20 protein-coding genes are annotated in these 15,684 nt (G+C 37.0%); 7 read left to right on the top strand and 13 right to left on the bottom strand.

The features are described 5' to 3' along the window. The first annotated feature begins 30 nt into the window (after positions 1-30). Together ACIQ7L_RS08965 and ACIQ7L_RS08970 are read left to right on the top strand one after the other, a co-directional pair. Positions 31-1,299 carry a BaiN/RdsA family NAD(P)/FAD-dependent oxidoreductase gene (locus ACIQ7L_RS08965; protein WP_400568345.1) on the top strand — a complete coding sequence of 423 codons (1,269 nt, stop codon included), beginning with the start codon at positions 31-33 and terminating at the stop codon, positions 1,297-1,299. Between the two features lie 109 nt (positions 1,300-1,408). Next, positions 1,409-2,854, top strand: coding sequence for an MDR family MFS transporter (locus ACIQ7L_RS08970; RefSeq protein ID WP_400568346.1), 1,446 nt, complete (start codon positions 1,409-1,411; stop codon positions 2,852-2,854). A gap of 93 nt (positions 2,855-2,947) precedes the next feature. On the opposite strand, the gene ACIQ7L_RS08975 is transcribed toward ACIQ7L_RS08970, so the two are convergent. Both ACIQ7L_RS08975 and ACIQ7L_RS08980 read right to left on the bottom strand, forming a co-directional pair. Beyond that, positions 2,948-3,271, bottom strand: a complete 324-nt coding sequence (locus tag ACIQ7L_RS08975) for an ArsR/SmtB family transcription factor (RefSeq protein ID WP_400568347.1) — start codon at positions 3,269-3,271, stop codon at positions 2,948-2,950. Continuing rightward, positions 3,272-3,700, bottom strand: coding sequence for an SRPBCC family protein (locus tag ACIQ7L_RS08980; protein ID WP_400568349.1), 429 nt, complete (start codon positions 3,698-3,700; stop codon positions 3,272-3,274). Positions 3,701-4,219: 519 nt separating this feature from the next. Between ACIQ7L_RS08980 and ACIQ7L_RS08985 the strand changes: the two genes are divergently transcribed. Next, positions 4,220-4,456, top strand: a complete 237-nt coding sequence (locus ACIQ7L_RS08985) for a DUF3973 domain-containing protein (RefSeq protein WP_400568351.1) — start codon at positions 4,220-4,222, stop codon at positions 4,454-4,456. A 34-nt stretch (positions 4,457-4,490) separates the two neighbouring features. Here the strand turns inward: ACIQ7L_RS08985 and ACIQ7L_RS08990 are convergent, their stop codons facing one another. Both ACIQ7L_RS08990 and ACIQ7L_RS08995 read right to left on the bottom strand, forming a co-directional pair. Continuing rightward, complete coding sequence (locus ACIQ7L_RS08990) at positions 4,491-4,673, bottom strand: sporulation protein Cse60 (RefSeq protein WP_097898021.1); 183 nt, start codon at positions 4,671-4,673, stop codon at positions 4,491-4,493. 1 nt (position 4,674) lies between these two features. Beyond that, on the bottom strand, positions 4,675-4,911 hold the full coding sequence (locus ACIQ7L_RS08995) for a DUF2553 family protein (RefSeq protein ID WP_097898022.1): 237 nt from the start codon (positions 4,909-4,911) through the stop codon (positions 4,675-4,677). 287 nt (positions 4,912-5,198) lie between these two features. Here ACIQ7L_RS08995 and ACIQ7L_RS09000 point away from each other — a divergent pair, with 287 nt between their 5' ends. Beyond that, positions 5,199-5,693, top strand: a complete 495-nt coding sequence (locus tag ACIQ7L_RS09000; protein ID WP_400568354.1) for a CarD family transcriptional regulator — start codon at positions 5,199-5,201, stop codon at positions 5,691-5,693. 105 nt (positions 5,694-5,798) lie between these two features. On the opposite strand, the gene ACIQ7L_RS09005 is transcribed toward ACIQ7L_RS09000, so the two are convergent. The 5 genes from ACIQ7L_RS09005 to ACIQ7L_RS09025 form a co-directional block, all read right to left on the bottom strand. Next, positions 5,799-6,968: a nitrate/nitrite transporter gene (locus ACIQ7L_RS09005; RefSeq protein WP_400568356.1), complete on the bottom strand. Its 1,170-nt coding sequence runs from the start codon at positions 6,966-6,968 to the stop codon at positions 5,799-5,801. A 91-nt stretch (positions 6,969-7,059) separates the two neighbouring features. After that, a complete protein-coding gene (gene moaD, locus ACIQ7L_RS09010; RefSeq protein ID WP_400568358.1) occupies positions 7,060-7,293 on the bottom strand; it encodes a molybdopterin converting factor subunit 1 in 234 nt (77 codons plus the stop codon). Beyond that, on the bottom strand, positions 7,290-7,760 hold the full coding sequence (locus ACIQ7L_RS09015; RefSeq protein WP_400568360.1) for a molybdenum cofactor biosynthesis protein MoaE: 471 nt from the start codon (positions 7,758-7,760) through the stop codon (positions 7,290-7,292). The genes moaD and ACIQ7L_RS09015 overlap by 4 nt, the downstream gene beginning before the upstream one ends. Next, complete coding sequence (mobB, locus tag ACIQ7L_RS09020) at positions 7,757-8,275, bottom strand: molybdopterin-guanine dinucleotide biosynthesis protein B (RefSeq protein ID WP_400568361.1); 519 nt, start codon at positions 8,273-8,275, stop codon at positions 7,757-7,759. The genes ACIQ7L_RS09015 and mobB overlap by 4 nt, the downstream gene beginning before the upstream one ends. Continuing rightward, positions 8,239-9,528, bottom strand: coding sequence for a molybdopterin molybdotransferase MoeA (locus ACIQ7L_RS09025; protein WP_400568363.1), 1,290 nt, complete (start codon positions 9,526-9,528; stop codon positions 8,239-8,241). Before ACIQ7L_RS09025 ends, mobB begins: the two co-directional genes overlap by 37 nt. 95 nt (positions 9,529-9,623) lie before the next feature. On the opposite strand from ACIQ7L_RS09025, the gene moaC reads away from it, so the two are divergent. Continuing rightward, positions 9,624-10,115 carry a cyclic pyranopterin monophosphate synthase MoaC gene (gene moaC, locus ACIQ7L_RS09030; protein ID WP_097898029.1) on the top strand — a complete coding sequence of 164 codons (492 nt, stop codon included), beginning with the start codon at positions 9,624-9,626 and terminating at the stop codon, positions 10,113-10,115. Positions 10,116-10,151: 36 nt separating this feature from the next. Here the strand turns inward: moaC and ACIQ7L_RS09035 are convergent, their stop codons facing one another. The 3 genes from ACIQ7L_RS09035 to ACIQ7L_RS09045 all read right to left on the bottom strand — a co-directional run bounded on the left by ACIQ7L_RS09035 (position 10,152) and on the right by ACIQ7L_RS09045 (position 12,815). After that, entirely contained in the window at positions 10,152-11,165 is a 1,014-nt protein-coding gene (locus ACIQ7L_RS09035; protein WP_400568365.1) for a molybdopterin-synthase adenylyltransferase MoeB, read from the bottom strand. Between the two features lie 16 nt (positions 11,166-11,181). After that, positions 11,182-12,195: a GTP 3',8-cyclase MoaA gene (gene moaA / locus ACIQ7L_RS09040; RefSeq protein ID WP_400568367.1), complete on the bottom strand. Its 1,014-nt coding sequence runs from the start codon at positions 12,193-12,195 to the stop codon at positions 11,182-11,184. Between the two features lie 278 nt (positions 12,196-12,473). Further along, the gene (locus tag ACIQ7L_RS09045) at positions 12,474-12,815 is read right to left on the bottom strand and encodes a winged helix-turn-helix transcriptional regulator (protein ID WP_400568370.1); all 342 of its coding nucleotides are present in this window, start codon (positions 12,813-12,815) and stop codon (positions 12,474-12,476) included. A gap of 140 nt (positions 12,816-12,955) precedes the next feature. On the opposite strand from ACIQ7L_RS09045, the gene ACIQ7L_RS09050 reads away from it, so the two are divergent. Beyond that, positions 12,956-13,627 (top strand): NAD(P)H-dependent oxidoreductase, encoded by a 672-nt coding sequence (locus ACIQ7L_RS09050; protein WP_400568372.1) that lies wholly within the window; start codon positions 12,956-12,958, stop codon positions 13,625-13,627. A gap of 226 nt (positions 13,628-13,853) precedes the next feature. Here the strand turns inward: ACIQ7L_RS09050 and ACIQ7L_RS09055 are convergent, their stop codons facing one another. Further along, a complete protein-coding gene (locus ACIQ7L_RS09055) occupies positions 13,854-14,300 on the bottom strand; it encodes a GNAT family N-acetyltransferase (protein WP_400568374.1) in 447 nt (148 codons plus the stop codon). Positions 14,301-14,813: 513 nt separating this feature from the next. On the opposite strand from ACIQ7L_RS09055, the gene ACIQ7L_RS09060 reads away from it, so the two are divergent. Then, entirely contained in the window at positions 14,814-15,506 is a 693-nt protein-coding gene (locus tag ACIQ7L_RS09060; RefSeq protein WP_400568614.1) for a Crp/Fnr family transcriptional regulator, read from the top strand. Positions 15,507-15,684 lie beyond the last annotated feature (178 nt).

The raw sequence follows: 15,684 nt of genomic DNA on the forward strand, positions 1-15,684 counted from the left end.
AGGAAATGTAGAAAATGAGGTCGATATACTATGCATTATGATGTTATTGTCATCGGCGGAGGCCCTTCAGGGTTAATGGCCGCAATCGGTGCTGCTGAAGAAGGTGCGCACGTCTTACTTCTTGATAAAGGAAATAAACTAGGACGTAAACTTGCGATTTCTGGCGGTGGTCGCTGCAATGTAACAAACCGCTTACCACTTGATGAAATTGTCAAACATATACCAGGAAACGGTCGCTTTTTATACAGTGCTTTTTCCATCTTTAATAATGAAGATATTATTACATTCTTCGAAAACCTTGGCGTAAAACTAAAAGAAGAAGATCACGGGCGCATGTTCCCTGTATCAAATAAAGCACAATCTGTCGTGGACGCTTTATTAACACGATTACAAGAACTAGGTGTTAAAATACGTACCAATACTCCTGTTGAAACGATAGAATATGAAAATGGACAAACGAAAGCCGTTGTTCTCCAAACAGGCGAAGTTTTGGAAACAAATCATGTTGTTATCGCTGTAGGTGGGAAATCTGTTCCTCACACTGGTTCAACTGGGGACGGTTACGCTTGGGCTGAAAAAGCAGGACATACGATTACAGAACTTTTCCCAACCGAAGTACCCATTACTTCAAATGAACCATTTATTCGTGATCGTACATTGCAAGGACTTGCTTTACGTGATGTAAACTTAAGCGTATTAAATCCAAAAGGGAAAGTTGTCATTTCTCATAAAATGGATATGCTCTTTACCCACTTTGGTATTTCTGGCCCAGCAGCTCTTCGCTGTAGCCAATTCGTCGTAAAAACGATGAAAAAGTTCAAGGCAAATACCGTTCAAATGAGCATCGATACAATGCCAGAAGAAAATAGCGAACAAATCTTCCAGCACATGATGAAACAAATTAAAGAAGATCCCAAAAAAGGAATCAAAAATGTTTTAAAAGGATACGTTCCTGAGCGTTATTTCTTATTCCTATTAGAAAAGAACGAAATTGATGGTAGTCAGCAAGCTGGACAAGTTTCTCACGAAAAAATCCGTGCACTTGTGAAAGACTTCAAAGAGTTTACAGTAACAGTAAACGGCACACAGCCCCTTGACAAAGCGTTCGTTACAGGCGGCGGTGTTTCTGTTAAAGAAATTTATCCGAAAGAAATGTCTTCTAAACTCATGAATGGCTTATACTTCTGCGGAGAAGTTCTTGATATTCACGGCTATACAGGTGGATATAATATTACTTCTGCTCTTGTGACAGGTCGAATTGCTGGTACAACTGCAGGTCAAAATGTGAAGGCACAGTAGGAGTAAAGAAACAGAGAGGAGATTCTCCCTGTTTCTTTTTTGTTGCTTTATATAGCTTAGTACCTTTATATTTTATAATGTTGAATAATTGTAACAAAGGGGAAAACATATGCGAAAAAAAGTCATGATATCTTTAATGCTAATGACGTTTCTTTCCGCTGTGGAAGGAACGATCGTTAGTACAGCAATCCCCCGCATAACAAGCGACTTATCTGGCGTCGAACTTGTTAGCTGGGTGTATGCAATCTATATGCTAGCAACAGCTGTCTCAACTCCGATTTACGGAAAGCTAGCAGATTTATTCGGAAGAAAAAAAATTCTGCTCATTGGTGCAGGTATCTTTTTAATCGGTTCTGTACTGTGCGGAATCGTTACATCGATGGAACAATTAATCGTCTTTCGTGCTCTTCAAGGTATAGGTGCAGGCGCTGTTATGCCTATTACAATGACGATTATCGGCGATTTATATAGCGAAGCAAAAGACCGCGCAAAAGCACAAGGCTGGATGAGCGCTGTTTGGGGTGTTTCAGGTGTTGTAGGACCGTTAGTAGGCGGATTTTTAGTTGACTCTCTTTCTTGGCGCTACATCTTCTTCTTAAACGTTCCATTTGGAATCCTAGCTTGTGTGATGATTGCCACTTCTTATAAAGAATCGATCAAACCAGCGAAACACCATATCGATTATCCTGGTGCGATTATCTTCTCACTAAGTACAATCGCTTTACTTTACGCGCTTTTAACAGGAAGCAGTAAGCAAAACTGGGGTGACATTACAATTATTGGCCTCTTAACCTTTGCAGCTGTTTCATTCATTATTTTCTTATTCGTTGAGAAAAAATCTCCGGAACCATTAATCCCGTTAGCACTTTTCTCAAACCGTACATTATCAACAATAAATGTACTAACGCTTATTGCTGGCGCAATAATCATTAGTATTACAATGTATCTTCCAATTTGGAGTCAAGGTGTATTAGGAAAAAATGCTACCGAAGCTGGACTTATTCTCATGCCAGTTCCCGTTATGTGGACATTTGGTGCGATACTTTCTGGGAATTTAGTTGGTAAGTTGAAAACTAAACAAATCATTTTACTTGGAGCTAGCGTTTTATCAGTCGCTACCTTCTTACTATCTATATTATCAACTCATTCACCAGCGTTTCTTATTTATGTTGCAGTCGGACTACTCGGTTTCGGAATGGGACTTATCACACCAATTTATATGATAACCATTCAAGCAGCTGTCCCTTCACATACGCGCGGAACAGCAGTCGGCTTAAACACATTTATTAATACATTTAGCCAAACATTAGGTGCTGCAGTCTTCGGAACAATCTTTAATACGATGATTCACGCGCAAGGAATTAAAAACCTTGATCTTGTATCTTCTAGTGGGCACGGTACTAGTGCGAATATAATAACAGGATCACAAGAGGCACTCGCTACGAGCATACATGTAATCTATATGAGCACTTTCGCACTCGCACTGCTTACGTTATTAATCGTATGGTTTGTTTTAAAACCTTCTCAAAGTAAAACAGAAGCAACTGAACAGTAAAAAAAGAGGATGATCGTTCATAACGATCATCCTCTTTACATATATCAACCGCTTCTCATGATATATCGGCGTTTCGACAACATGTAACAATACTTACTCTTCATTTTCCACCACATATTTAAGCATGGACAATTTATTATTCCAAAACTGTTCATAATAGGAAAGCCACTGCTGTAATTCAGCTAACGGCTCAGGTTGCAAACGATACAGCTTTTCTCTTCCAACCTTTCTTCCACTCACTAACTTTGCTTCTGAAAGAATGTGAAGATGCTTTACTACAGCTGTGCGACTCATCGGAAAATGATCTGTTATTTTAGAAATCGGTAATTCTTGTTGTGTTAATAACCGGAGTACTTCTCGGCGAGTTGGATCAGCAATCGCTTGAAAAACATCATATTTCGCTGCTGATGAGGACACTTATCCTTCAACAACCTTTTTCAGTTTTTCATTTACAATTGCTACCCAGCCGCCCGCCATATTATCACGGATAACAGAACTTTTCGCGTTCGCTTTCGTAATAATTGCATCAGGATGTTTCCATCCGCCATGAATAAGAGTAAACTCCGTTTTATCTCCTAAATCTTTTAAAACAAACGAAACTACCCAGCCATCTGTATCCCATGAAAAAGATATACGATGAGGCTCATCGATTTCTAATACTTTGCATGGTGATGGGCCAAAAGGTGATTGTACATGAAATTCATGCCCTACTTTTGCTTCAAAGTCATTTGGCATAAACCAAGATGCAATTCCTTCTGCAGTTGATACCGTATTCCACACTTTTTGAATAGGTGCTTCAAAAATAACGGTTTGTGTAATATCTTGTAATGTATTTTGCTGTTCCATATGATGTCTCCTTATTTGGCATTAAAATATAACACCTTTTGGTTTTGTTTTTTTATAATATAACACCTTTTGGTTTTGTTTTTTTATAATATAACACCTTTTGGTTTCACGTCAAGACACGCTATTCAATGCCCGTTGAGAAATTATCAACATTTTTTCAACAGGACAAACACACTCTCAACATTTCCTCATAATATACTCACAAAGATACATCACATATAAAAACTCCAAACATTATGAAACTCCATCATTTATAATGCGCGGAGAGCAACAAAACATACCTCGCTTGCTTTTAGCCTCTCCTCCTTCCCTCGGGATTAGAAAGCATATCGGTATAAGTGAGATGTGTCTAAGACTCAGAAGAGATATGCCCACAATTTGTATTTAACTATGAGCAGGTAGTCATTTCTCACCTCCTCAACAGTTTTAGAAGCAATGAATTTAGGAGAGAATTCACTACCTGCTCACTCTTTTTCTCTAAAGGCAGTAAGGAAAAATTTCCATAATAAAATAAAGGGGATGAAAGATATGTTCTATTGCATCAATTGTTCTGAAATTCATCATGAGAAAAATGCGAATGATAAAATATTTAAAAACGGTTTTTATATTGATCCATTTTTAGGTGAGCGTTACCATCTTGGCATGTGTAAAAATTTCCAAAACTATGAAACAGCAGAAATCAGTTTATCTACAAAAGAAAATGAAACACCACAATCCATTATGAATGCTTTACCAACCCATGTAATGTCCACTTAAGAGCATAAAAAAGAGCTGGCTCCCCAGCTCTTTTTTATGTTTTATAGACAATCATCGCCGAAAAACAATAAATTTGATTTTCATCATCATTGATGGAGACACCAACTTGATACTTAATATCTACAAGCTGTTCATCATTTATCTTCTTTAAGAATGTATTCACAGCGTCTTCCAAATCTTTTTCATGACTTTCATCAAACATCTTAACGCGAATCATTTTAACACCATCCTAGATCGCAGCCCTCCGCCGCTGAATTATTGCCACGGTGCGTATCTATGATGCGATAAAACTTGCCATTTTCATATATATATCCGTCTTCTAACACATACTGTTTCTCTTCAGTATAGACATAAAACTTCCCTATCATAAATTTACTCGTATATAATTCCAAATAATCTGCTCTAAATTTAGCTACTACTTTATTTGTAATATCAATTTTAATTGTGCGCCCCACCTTCTCTCCCTCCTTTAAAAAGAACGGATTTATGTATATTGTATTAGCGATTTTGCATTTTATGCTTAAAAATAAGTGGATATGCCTCGTATTTTTCCACGAGAGCTCCTCAGAATATCATCCCTTTTTAATTGCGGCCCTTTCAGCAAAATGTGTTGTGATTTTCCATCTGAAAATAATATAAAAATCCAAAACAAAAACCATTGACACAGATACACAACATATGATAATATAATAAATTTGACATTTTTATTCAATTATGTTATCATTACATATAGTTACCACATATGGAGGTGGATGATTTGTTTCAAATTGGTGATAAAATTGTTTATCCTATGCACGGTGCGGGAATAATCGAAGCAATTGAGGATAAAGAAGTGTTAGGAAAAACACGTCAGTATTGTGTGATACACATGGTTATTAGCGATATGCAAGTAATGATTCCTATGGACAAAGTAGAAGATTCAGGCATACGTTATGTTGTCGACAAAAATACATTAAACGATGTATTAGTTGACATTCATAATGGTGAAGCTGACCACTCACTCTCATGGAAACAAAGATATACCATGAATATGGAGAAAATGAAAAATGGAAATCTCCTAGACGGTGCTGAAGTTGTTCGCGATTTAATTCGCCGTAATAAAGAAAGAGCGTTAAACGCAAGTGAAAAGCAAATGCTCGACAATGCGCGCAGAATTTTAATTAGTGAAGTCGCACTTGTGCAAGATGTTTCAGAAAATCAAGCCACTGATTTCCTACAAGTTACCATCGATCATTAATACATGAACTCCTACTTTGCATATACAAATTTAAAATAGCATTCGGCTATTTTTTTTTGCCTAAACAAGAAAAAGATGTCTACTTACAGACATCTTTTTCTTCTATTATTTACTGTTTAACATCGCTAATAGTTTTTCTTGACTATACATCCACACTGTAATGATTAGACAAGCAAGTGCTACTTCTGATAGCGCCATAAATCCAATCGCATAATGACCTGTTAGCTGGAATAGTAATGCTAAGATTAACGGCGGGAAAAACCCACCTAGTCCGCCTAAAGCTGAAACAAGTCCATTCACAATCCCAGCTTGCTTAGAGAAATACATCGGCACAAGTTTAAAGATTGTCCCATTCCCAGTTCCTGCACACAATGCAACAAGTAAACAACCAAATGTATACACGTTCATACTTGGCATAAACGATAAAATAATACCAGATAGCGTTAAACCTATGAAGACAAAAATTAATATTTTAAATGGATTAAATTTATCACCAAGCCAACCACCAATTGGACGCATTACTGTTGCTAATACAATGAATCCAGCTGTCCGCATGCCCGCATCTACTTTTTCTAATCCAAAGTGAGATACTAAGAAGTTTGGTAAGTATACTGTAAATGCAACAAACGAACCGAAAGTTAAGAAATAGAAAATACATAAGAACCAAAGCTTTTCGTTTTTATACACACCTTTTAACTGTTCCATTAATGGGGTATTCACTTTTCGCTCATTACGATCTCCCAATAAGAAATTTAGAAGTGCAAACAGAGCAAGTAAAATTAAAAAAGATTGTACAGTTGCTCTCCAGCCAAATGAAGTGGCAATTACAGGTGTTAAGAAAGATGTAACTGCTGTTCCTGCGTTACCGATGCCATAGATTCCATTCACAAAGCCATGTCGTTCTTTCGGATAATATTTCGGTAAGGACGTTACACCGACAGAAAACACAGCACCGCCAATCCCTGCAAATAAACCACCAATAATTAAATCCATCATAGAGCTCGCAATGCTAATATAAAAGACAGGGAATAATAAAATAATAAAGCTGATAAAGAATAATTTTCTTGCTCCGTATCGATTCGTCCAATACCCAATTGGTATTCGAAGTACCGATCCTAAAATAACGGGTACTGCTGTAACAAGGGAAATTTGTCCTGCCGTTAATGTAATATCTGCTTTGATAAACGGCATTAAAGAAGATAAAATTACCCATACCATAAAACCAATAATAAGATTAAAAGTTTGTAAACCTAATTGAAAATTCGGACTTTTCATCTTTTTCGCCTCCTATTTTGCTCAACATTTCACAATATATATTAATTCCCTCCAGTCTAATCACGTAGTTTCGTGATTAGACTGGAAAAAATCAACCACCACTCACTGGCGGGATGAATGCTACAACATCACCAGCTTGTATTTTATCATCATGATTTGCATACTCTTCATTGATAGCAACCATAATTTGTTCTGAAACTGTTACATGATATTCTTTTGTTATTATCTCTTTCAACTCTGTAACAGTAATGTTTTCGCAATCTATTTTCAGTTCATTTGTCCCTGCTTCTTCTTGCAAATGCGCAAACAGTAATACTCGAATCATTTTCTCATCTCCTTTCCCGGTTCTCCATCTGGATACGGTGTTTTTTCTAACTGATCGCCAATCCATGAATCGCCATCTTCCCAAAACTCCTTTTTCCAAATCGGAACAATTTGCTTAATCCGTTCCATGATATATTCATTTGCCTCATAGGCTGCTTTTCGGTGCGGTGTGGATACCGCAACAACAACGGCGATATCAGAAATTTGTAATGTACCGATGCGATGTGTAATCGCAACGTGTGTTCCAGGCCATTTCTCCTTCACTTCAGCACCAATTTTCGCTAGCATTTTCTCTGCCATTGTCTTATAGGCTGCGTACTCTAAATATAATGTACGGCGCCCCTTCGTAAATTCTCTAACAGTCCCAATAAAGGTTGTTACAGCACCGCATTCACGGCGAATCACTTTATTTGTTACCTCTTCAATCGAAATAGGTGTATCGATTACTTCATAATACGTATATGTCATTTTGCACCCCTTACCACTTCTACGAGCCACTTCATATAAGATTCTTCCTCTGTTATATGAAATGTTTTATATGTTTCTTGCAGGCTTTGTATATCATCCCATGTGATAACGGCCATCACATTCTCCACTTTATTTAATAAAGCAGCATCTTCCATTGAACGAAGGAGAACTACTTTCGGATATGTTTCCGTTTTATAACCTTCTATTAAAATTATATCTACTTCAAAGAATTCATATAAATGAATGATTTCCTCTAAAGACCACTTATCGCGAAGAGAAGAAAGGGATAACAACCCTGCTCCTTCTACGCTGCTTACAACTGCTCCTGCTTGCCTGTGACGTTCACTATCTTTCTGCGGTACTTCCGGGAAACCGCCATGTCCGTGATGCTTAATTGTAGCAACTTTCATTCCTTCATTAGTCAAAACGCGAACGAATTTCTCCACAAGCGTTGTTTTTCCGCTATTTTGATAACCTACTATTTGTAAGATTGAAGCGGTTCTGCCCATGGCCACTCACTTCCTTGGCTCGGCTCTAATAATAATACCGACACAGTCATTCCCGCTTCAAATCCTCTTGTTCCTCCTGGGAGTACAATAAAAGCATTCGCGTTGGCAAGGGAAGATACTGCGCTCGATTTATCTAAACCTACTGGCATTGCTTGCAACACGCCATTTACAATGTTTACTTTCGCCCTTACAAATCGCGTAAATGGATTGGGCTTTGGAAAATCCTTTTGTAAAATTGCATCTGCACGATATGCATGTGGTTCTTTCGCATAAAGATATGTTTGAATGATCGGATGAACGAATAATTCAAACCCTACATAACAAGCGGACGGGTTACCTGATAAGCCGAATAATAGCTTTCCATTTACTTCAGCTACCGTTGTAACACTACCTGGCCGCATTGCAATTTTATTAAATAATACATTCGCATGTAACTTTTCATAAATAGCCGGTAAATAATCGTAATCTCCTACCGAGACACCGCCAGTTGTAATTAAAATATCTACTTCATCCATCGCAGATTTCACTGCTTCATAACAAGCTTCCAGCTCATCAGCAAGTTGTCCATAATAACGTACTTTCCCGCCCGCTCTCACAATTTGAGCTGCGATCATATAGGAATTACTATTTCTAATTTTCCCTGGTTCCAGCGGCTCATGTACTTCCAACAATTCGCTCCCTGTTGTAACAATCCCAACAACGGGCTGTTTTACAACCTTTACTGAGCTGTAACCAAAAGTCGCCAATAGCGCTGCCACACCTGGATTAATCACTGTACCTTTTGCCACAAGGACTTGATTTTGTTTTATGTCTTCTCCTCGAAATGAAACATTGTCACCATTTGCAAAAGGGCGCTTTAGCTTCATATATGTCTTTCCGTTTTTCTTATATCCTTCTGTTAGCTCTAACATCACGACCGCATTACAATGTTCTGGAATAGCTGCCCCTGTCATAATACGAACCGCCTCGAAAGCCTTCACTTCCTCTGTAAAAACAGAGCCAGCCCCAATTTCCCCTATTACTTCAAATTCAATCGGATGATCTTGGCTTGCTTCTTTTGTATCTTCCGCTCGAATCGCAAAACCATCATATGGAGAGCGGTCAAAATGCGGAACATCGTGATCTGCTACAACATCTTCTCCAAGAACTCTTCCATAACTTTCGATAATCGGAACCTCTTCAGCTTCACCTTGCTGAGCATATTTCATAACCCTCTTCACTGCTTCTGCTACTGGAATTGGTATTCGTTTTTCTAACATCTTTTTCACCCCATGTTTGCAAAATATCACATCTTGATTACACTTTATATTGTACAATGCTAATCATACTAGTAATTACTTCAAGGAGGAATTCCATGTCTTCATTCACTCATTTTAATGACCAAGGCCGTGCTAAAATGGTCGACATTAGCGATAAAAAGGTGACAGTGCGCACCGCAATTGCTTGCTCTAGCATCCTTGTTACAAAAGAAATTTATGATAAAATCTCCCGTAATGAAATCGGCAAAGGCGATGTATTAGCCGTTGCACAAATTGCCGGTATTATGGCTGCCAAGCGCACTTCTGACATTATTCCAATGTGCCATCCTTTACTTCTAAAAGGAGTAGACGTCTCCTTCGACTGGGAATTAGCGAAAGAACAATATCGTTTACTCATTGAAGTAAAAGTCAAAACAGAAGGTAGCACCGGTGTTGAAATGGAAGCTCTAACAGCTGCTTCTGCGACCGCCCTTACCGTGTATGATATGTGTAAAGCTGTCGATAAAGGAATGATTATTGGCGAAACATATTTACTTGAGAAAACAGGCGGGAAAAGTGGAGATTATGTTAGAAATCCACACTCCTAACGCAATCCCCTGAACCTAAAGGAGCTTCCTTTAGGTTCAGCCTATATATCTTGCATATAATCGCTTCGCTACTTTCATATCATTCGTTCCATGAATAAATGCCCTACCATCTGTAAATAAAACAAAACGATATTCCTCAATCGGAAATGATAATAAATATGGTGTCGTTTGTACATCCACACTTTTTTGTAAGCGCTTTTTCATTTCTTCTAGATTAAGAGATTGCGATACTCCTGGACGAATTTGAACCGTATTTCGTCCGCATAACACTTCCGTTTTCATCTGTGATCCAAATGTTAAACTCGGATACGTACGCAGTTTTCCACAAGATGGACATGTATCTTTTTTCTGTCTATTTACTTTAAACGCCATATGCTGATTGTTCCAAATATCAAATGATAGCATCGTCTCACGAAGCGCATCAAAATCTTCTACTAGTATTTTTAAAGCCTCCGTCACCTGATGTGCAACAACCATTTGGACAGCTGGCTGTATAATTCCTGCTGTATCACATGTCGCCCCGCTTGTCGGTTGCTCCATCAAACAACGGAAACACGGCGTTTTCCCTGGAAGAATTGTATAGGTGACTCCGTAACTACCAACACATCCTCCATATATCCAAGGAATATTATATTTTTGCGAAATATCATTAATGAGAAGACGCGTATCAAAATTATCAGTCGCATCTAATATCAAATCTACATTATTAATTAATTCTTCCATTTCTTGCATTGTCACATCTGTTACAACTGGTATAATTTCCACTTCAGAATTAATCTTTCTTAAATGTTCTGCCGCTGCGATTGCTTTCGGCTTGTACTGTTTTGCATCTTCCTCTGTATATAACTGCTGCCGCTGTAAATTACTCCACTCAACATAATCACGATCTGCAATCGTCAGTTTTCCAATTCCAGCCCGAACAACCGCTTCTGCATTTGCCGCTCCGAGTGCACCAGCACCGATAATAAGCACATGCTTCTCTCTTATCTTCCTTTGTCCGTCCTCACCAACACCTGAAAATAATATTTGCCTTGAATAACGTTCCTGCAATGCGGTCCCTCCTTTCTTATCCTCCAATATAAGACATTTCAATTTTTGGACGATTTCTCGCACTTTCTTCAGTCCGTTCATCTGAATACCGATCTTTTCGATATTTCCATATATCTTGTAATACCTTTAATAAATCCGAATCAGACATATCTTTCCTAAGTAGATCCCTTAAATCCGTACCTTCTGTAGCAAACAAACAAGTATAAAACTTACCGTCTGCTGAAATCCGCGCTCTCGTACAAGAGGAACAGAAAGACTCAGACACCGAAGTGATAAATCCAACTTCTACATCACTGCCTACATAGCGGTAACGTTTGGCAACTTCCCCAAAGTAATGAGGTTCAGCAGGCTCAATTGGATATACTTGACCGATTTTCTCAATCAATTCTTGTTTCGTAATGACCTGTTCAAAATTCCATCCATTTGTACTACCAACATCCATAAATTCAATAAAGCGAAGTTGAATTTCTTGTTCTTTAAAATAAGCGGCCATCGGGAGAATTTGGCTATCATTCATTCCCTTTTTTACAACCATATTTACCTTTACTTCGAGCCCTGCTTCTTTTGCGGCTGTGATTCCTTTTAGCACAGGTTTTGTACCAATATTCCGGCCATTAATTTTACGAAACACATCATCTTCTATCGCATCTAAACTAACATTCACTCGGTGTAATCCTGCTTCTTTTAACGCTTTTGCTTGTTTCGTTAAGTGAATACCATTTGTCGTTAGTCCAATATCCGTTAAGCCATCAAGCTTCACAAGACGTGCAATGAGTTTTGTTAAATCTTTACGCAGTAATGGTTCACCGCCCGTAAGCCTGATTTTCTTTACGCCCATACCCACAAATAATTTTGCTAGGCGTTCAATTTCGTCAAAGGTAAGCAAAAACTCTTCTTGTAAAAATGCATAATCCGGTCCAAACACTTCAGCCGGCATACAATATGTACACCTGAAATTACAACGATCAATGACAGAGATGCGTAAATCTTGAAGTGGGCGCCCTAAAGAATCCCTAACTTTCTCGTGCATCATCACCCCTCCTGTTCTGCTAAATTCATATCTGCCTTCATTCTATTATAATATATTTTTAAACTGCGATGTTTTTGCTTAGTCTCTTTATTCACTTTCCGTGTTTTTTATTTGCCTTCATGATAATAAACGAAAACAATATATGTTGTGATATTTCTCACATCATCTATGCCATTCAAAATTTCTTCACAAATCTGTTCGTATTTTGTTCACATTGTTATGAAAAATCTCGATACCTAACCCATTACAAAAAAATGTGCAATCTAAGCTGTACCTTTTTACTGCTTTTGATCCACCTGTATTTGCGTTCGATATTCATCACCCCACTCACGCATAAGTGTAATAATTGGCGTAAGGGATTTTCCGAACTTTGTTAAAGAATACTCCACTTTTGGCGGAACTTCTTTATATACCTCCCGATGAATTACACCTGCAGCCTCGAGCTCTCGCAACTGTCTTGTCAGCATACGCTGCGTAATGCCTGGCATTAATCTTAAAAATTGATTAAAACGAATTTCTTTCGCATTCATTAAATGAAACAAAATAACCCCTTTCCATTTCCCCCCAATTACATCTAGTGTTAATTCTACCGAACAACGATATATCTCTTCGTTTTTCATTTCATCACTCTCCATTAGTATACAAATTGATACTATATGCTAAAAATGTGCGTACTTACATCATTCATTGTACTACTGTAGAATCTATTTTGTAATCAACTTACTATAAAAAAGCAAGTTGCGAAAAGGTGGTTGTATAAATGGAACATACAAAAGAAGAAATTTTAAAAGCTTATCATTTTAGACATGCATGTAAAGAATTCGATGTGAATAAAAAAATCTCTGATGAAGATTTTCATTTTATTTTAGAAACAGGTCGACTTTCTCCAAGTTCATTTGGCTTTGAACCTTGGAAGTTTGTTGTGATTCAAAACCAAGAACTGCGCAATAAACTACTACCTGTAGCATGGGGCGCTCAAAAACAATTACCAACAGCAAGTCACTTTATAGTCATATTAGCTCGCAAAAAAGAAGAGATGCTTTATAACTCTTCCTATATTTCAAACTTCATGGAAAATATTCAGCAGCTTCCCGAGGAAGTTGTAACAATGAAACGCGGCTTTTATAAGGAGTTTCAAGAATCTGATTTTCAATTATTAGAAAGCGACCGTGCAATGTTCGATTGGGCTTCTAAACAAACATACATCGCTCTTGGTAATATGATGACTGCAGCTGCTCAGATTGGTATCGATTCTTGTCCGATCGAGGGCTTCCATCAAGAAAAAGTTACTACGATTTTAAAAGAAGAAGGCATTATTTCAGATGATACATTTGGCATCTCTGTTCTCGCTGCTTTTGGTTATCGCGTGGAAGAACCAAAACATAATAAAACTCGTCAAACAATGGATAAAGTTGTGAAATGGATTAAATAGATAAACGCCTTCCCTATTCATAATAAGATTAAGGGGCTGTCCAAAAAGTCAGGTGTGTAGAGATAATAAAGTTATTTAACTTTAACCTTATAAACAATCAAAACACCGTCCAAGTAATTCGGACGGTGTTTTGATTGTTTAATTTTCAAAGATCTGTACCCATTTTATTCATAATTAGTAATAATAAAGTCGTTTAAAAATCAGACTATGTATAACTACGTACCCGTTAATTACATAAATTTTTTTCAAGTATTATTTTATGCAATCCTTTATTATCAGTATAAATATCCATAACATCAAATCCATTTTTGATATTTAGAATCAACATGCTACGCCATCTATTCATTGTTTTTGTTTGCACAATTTTATAACCATGTTCCTTTAAATATTGATGTTGCTGTTCCATTAACTCTGAAGCAATACCATGATTTCTATAATTAGTATCCACTCCACCTAACCAACTATAAAATTTATTTTTATCAAATTCGTATCCAATCTTAAATCCAACAACTTTTTTACCGTCTAATGCGATGTTAAATAATAATTTGGGTTTATCTTTCATTTTGATAATCAAGTTGTCGTTACTACCAAATATTTTGTTGTGAAGATTTAATATACTATCCATTAAATTAGCATCAGGAATGGTGTCAAAAATAAAGTATTTTAAGTCCAAATATATTTCTCCTTTCGAGTAATAATTGCCAAAGTAATATTACCACTTCTTATATTACTAACTTGCCCGTTAGCAAAACAAGAGAATTTAAACAGCTTTATTATGTTTTAAAGGACTTTATTGTAAATGAAGCAACTTTATTACCTTTGCACATCAGGGTAACTGACTTCTTGAAGCCCCTTTTCATTTCTAAAAATACGCTTGTTCACAGATGAAAATTCCGCCATTTCTTATACTCTATATACATCAATAAAAAAACAACATACCCCCTCTTTTTAGGTGAGAGAGAGCATCTATTCATGCATAGAAGCGGTCAGTCAAGGCCTTTTTCTGCCACATGCGAAGCAAAAACAGAAAGGGCAAACGAGTGGAGATTACTCTTTATTCTGCATAGCAAGGATTTAGATGCCGAAAAGTTAAAATGGATTTATATATAGAAAATATCTCTTGCATTTTCATCATATTTACATTCAAAATAAGGGATAGACTGCTTTGAAAAGAAAGGTGATTGCTGTGACAAATCGTACGGCATTATCAAATGATTTAAAGGAATTACTTGCATCTGTTGAATATAAAATGCAGATCAATAAAGGAAGTTACATTTTCCAAGAAGGAATGGAGGCAAAAGAACTCTATATCGTTCGCTCTGGGAAAGTACAAATTAGTAAAATTAGCGCTGCTGGACAGGAGTTAACACTTCGCATTTGTTCAAAGGACGATATTATCGGAGAATTAACATTATTTACGGACAATGCAAAGTACTTATTAAATGCAAAATGCCTAGAAGAGGTTGAGGTTGGCGTAATTAGACGGGATGCTTTAGAAAAAGCATTGCTGCAAAAACCTGCTCTTGCATTTGAATTTATGAAATGGATTAGTGAACATCTGCGCAGAATGCAAACAAAATTCCGTGATTTAGTATTACATGGAAAAAAAGGTGCCCTTTATTCTACATTGATTCGCATGACAAATAGCTATGGCGTCTTAAAAGAAAATGGCATCCTTATCGATCTGCCTTTAACAAACCAAGAACTTGCCAATTTCTGCGCAACTTCACGTGAAAGCGTAAACCGTATGTTAAATGATTTAAAAAAACAAGGGACGATTTCTATTCATAAAGGAAAGATCACAGTTCATGACTTACAATTTTTAAAATGTGAAATTTCTTGTGAAGACTGCCCTTCCTCTATTTGTAGTATTGAGTAGCCTCTCTATTTGAGATGCTGCTCTTTTTCTTTTTCTTTCTCCTTTATCCTACATGAAAAACACATTTTGTAATGTGAAAAAGACCACACTTTTGCCAAAAAAATATTGTGAATCTAATTTTTGACAATCTATTGAACTGTGATAGATATCACATCTCTATTTATTCCGTCCTCTTATA

This window comes from Bacillus sp. NPDC094106 (assembly GCF_044764345.1).
Classification (GTDB): Bacteria; Bacillota; Bacilli; order Bacillales; family Bacillaceae_G; genus Bacillus_A.

Bases quoted from the DNA above. Each gene is read 5' to 3' on its own strand.
- ACIQ7L_RS09015 (WP_400568360.1), bottom strand. From the start codon at position 7,760: ATGACATATACGTATTATGAAGTAATCGATACACCTATTTCGATTGAA.
- ACIQ7L_RS09005 (WP_400568356.1), bottom strand. From the start codon at position 6,968: ATGAAAAGTCCGAATTTTCAATTAGGTTTACAAACTTTTAATCTTATT.
- ACIQ7L_RS09045 (WP_400568370.1), bottom strand. From the start codon at position 12,815: ATGAAAAACGAAGAGATATATCGTTGTTCGGTAGAATTAACACTAGAT.
- ACIQ7L_RS09000 (WP_400568354.1), top strand. From the start codon at position 5,199: ATGGAGGTGGATGATTTGTTTCAAATTGGTGATAAAATTGTTTATCCT.
- ACIQ7L_RS08980 (WP_400568349.1), bottom strand. From the start codon at position 3,700: ATGGAACAGCAAAATACATTACAAGATATTACACAAACCGTTATTTTT.
- moaD (WP_400568358.1), bottom strand. From the start codon at position 7,293: ATGATTCGAGTATTACTGTTTGCGCATTTGCAAGAAGAAGCAGGGACA.
- moaA (WP_400568367.1), bottom strand. From the start codon at position 12,195: ATGCACGAGAAAGTTAGGGATTCTTTAGGGCGCCCACTTCAAGATTTA.
- ACIQ7L_RS08985 (WP_400568351.1), top strand. From the start codon at position 4,220: ATGAAAGATATGTTCTATTGCATCAATTGTTCTGAAATTCATCATGAG.
- ACIQ7L_RS09025 (WP_400568363.1), bottom strand. From the start codon at position 9,528: ATGTTAGAAAAACGAATACCAATTCCAGTAGCAGAAGCAGTGAAGAGG.
- ACIQ7L_RS08970 (WP_400568346.1), top strand. From the start codon at position 1,409: ATGCGAAAAAAAGTCATGATATCTTTAATGCTAATGACGTTTCTTTCC.
- ACIQ7L_RS08965 (WP_400568345.1), top strand. From the start codon at position 31: ATGCATTATGATGTTATTGTCATCGGCGGAGGCCCTTCAGGGTTAATG.
- moaC (WP_097898029.1), top strand. From the start codon at position 9,624: ATGTCTTCATTCACTCATTTTAATGACCAAGGCCGTGCTAAAATGGTC.
- ACIQ7L_RS09050 (WP_400568372.1), top strand. From the start codon at position 12,956: ATGGAACATACAAAAGAAGAAATTTTAAAAGCTTATCATTTTAGACAT.
- ACIQ7L_RS08990 (WP_097898021.1), bottom strand. From the start codon at position 4,673: ATGATTCGCGTTAAGATGTTTGATGAAAGTCATGAAAAAGATTTGGAA.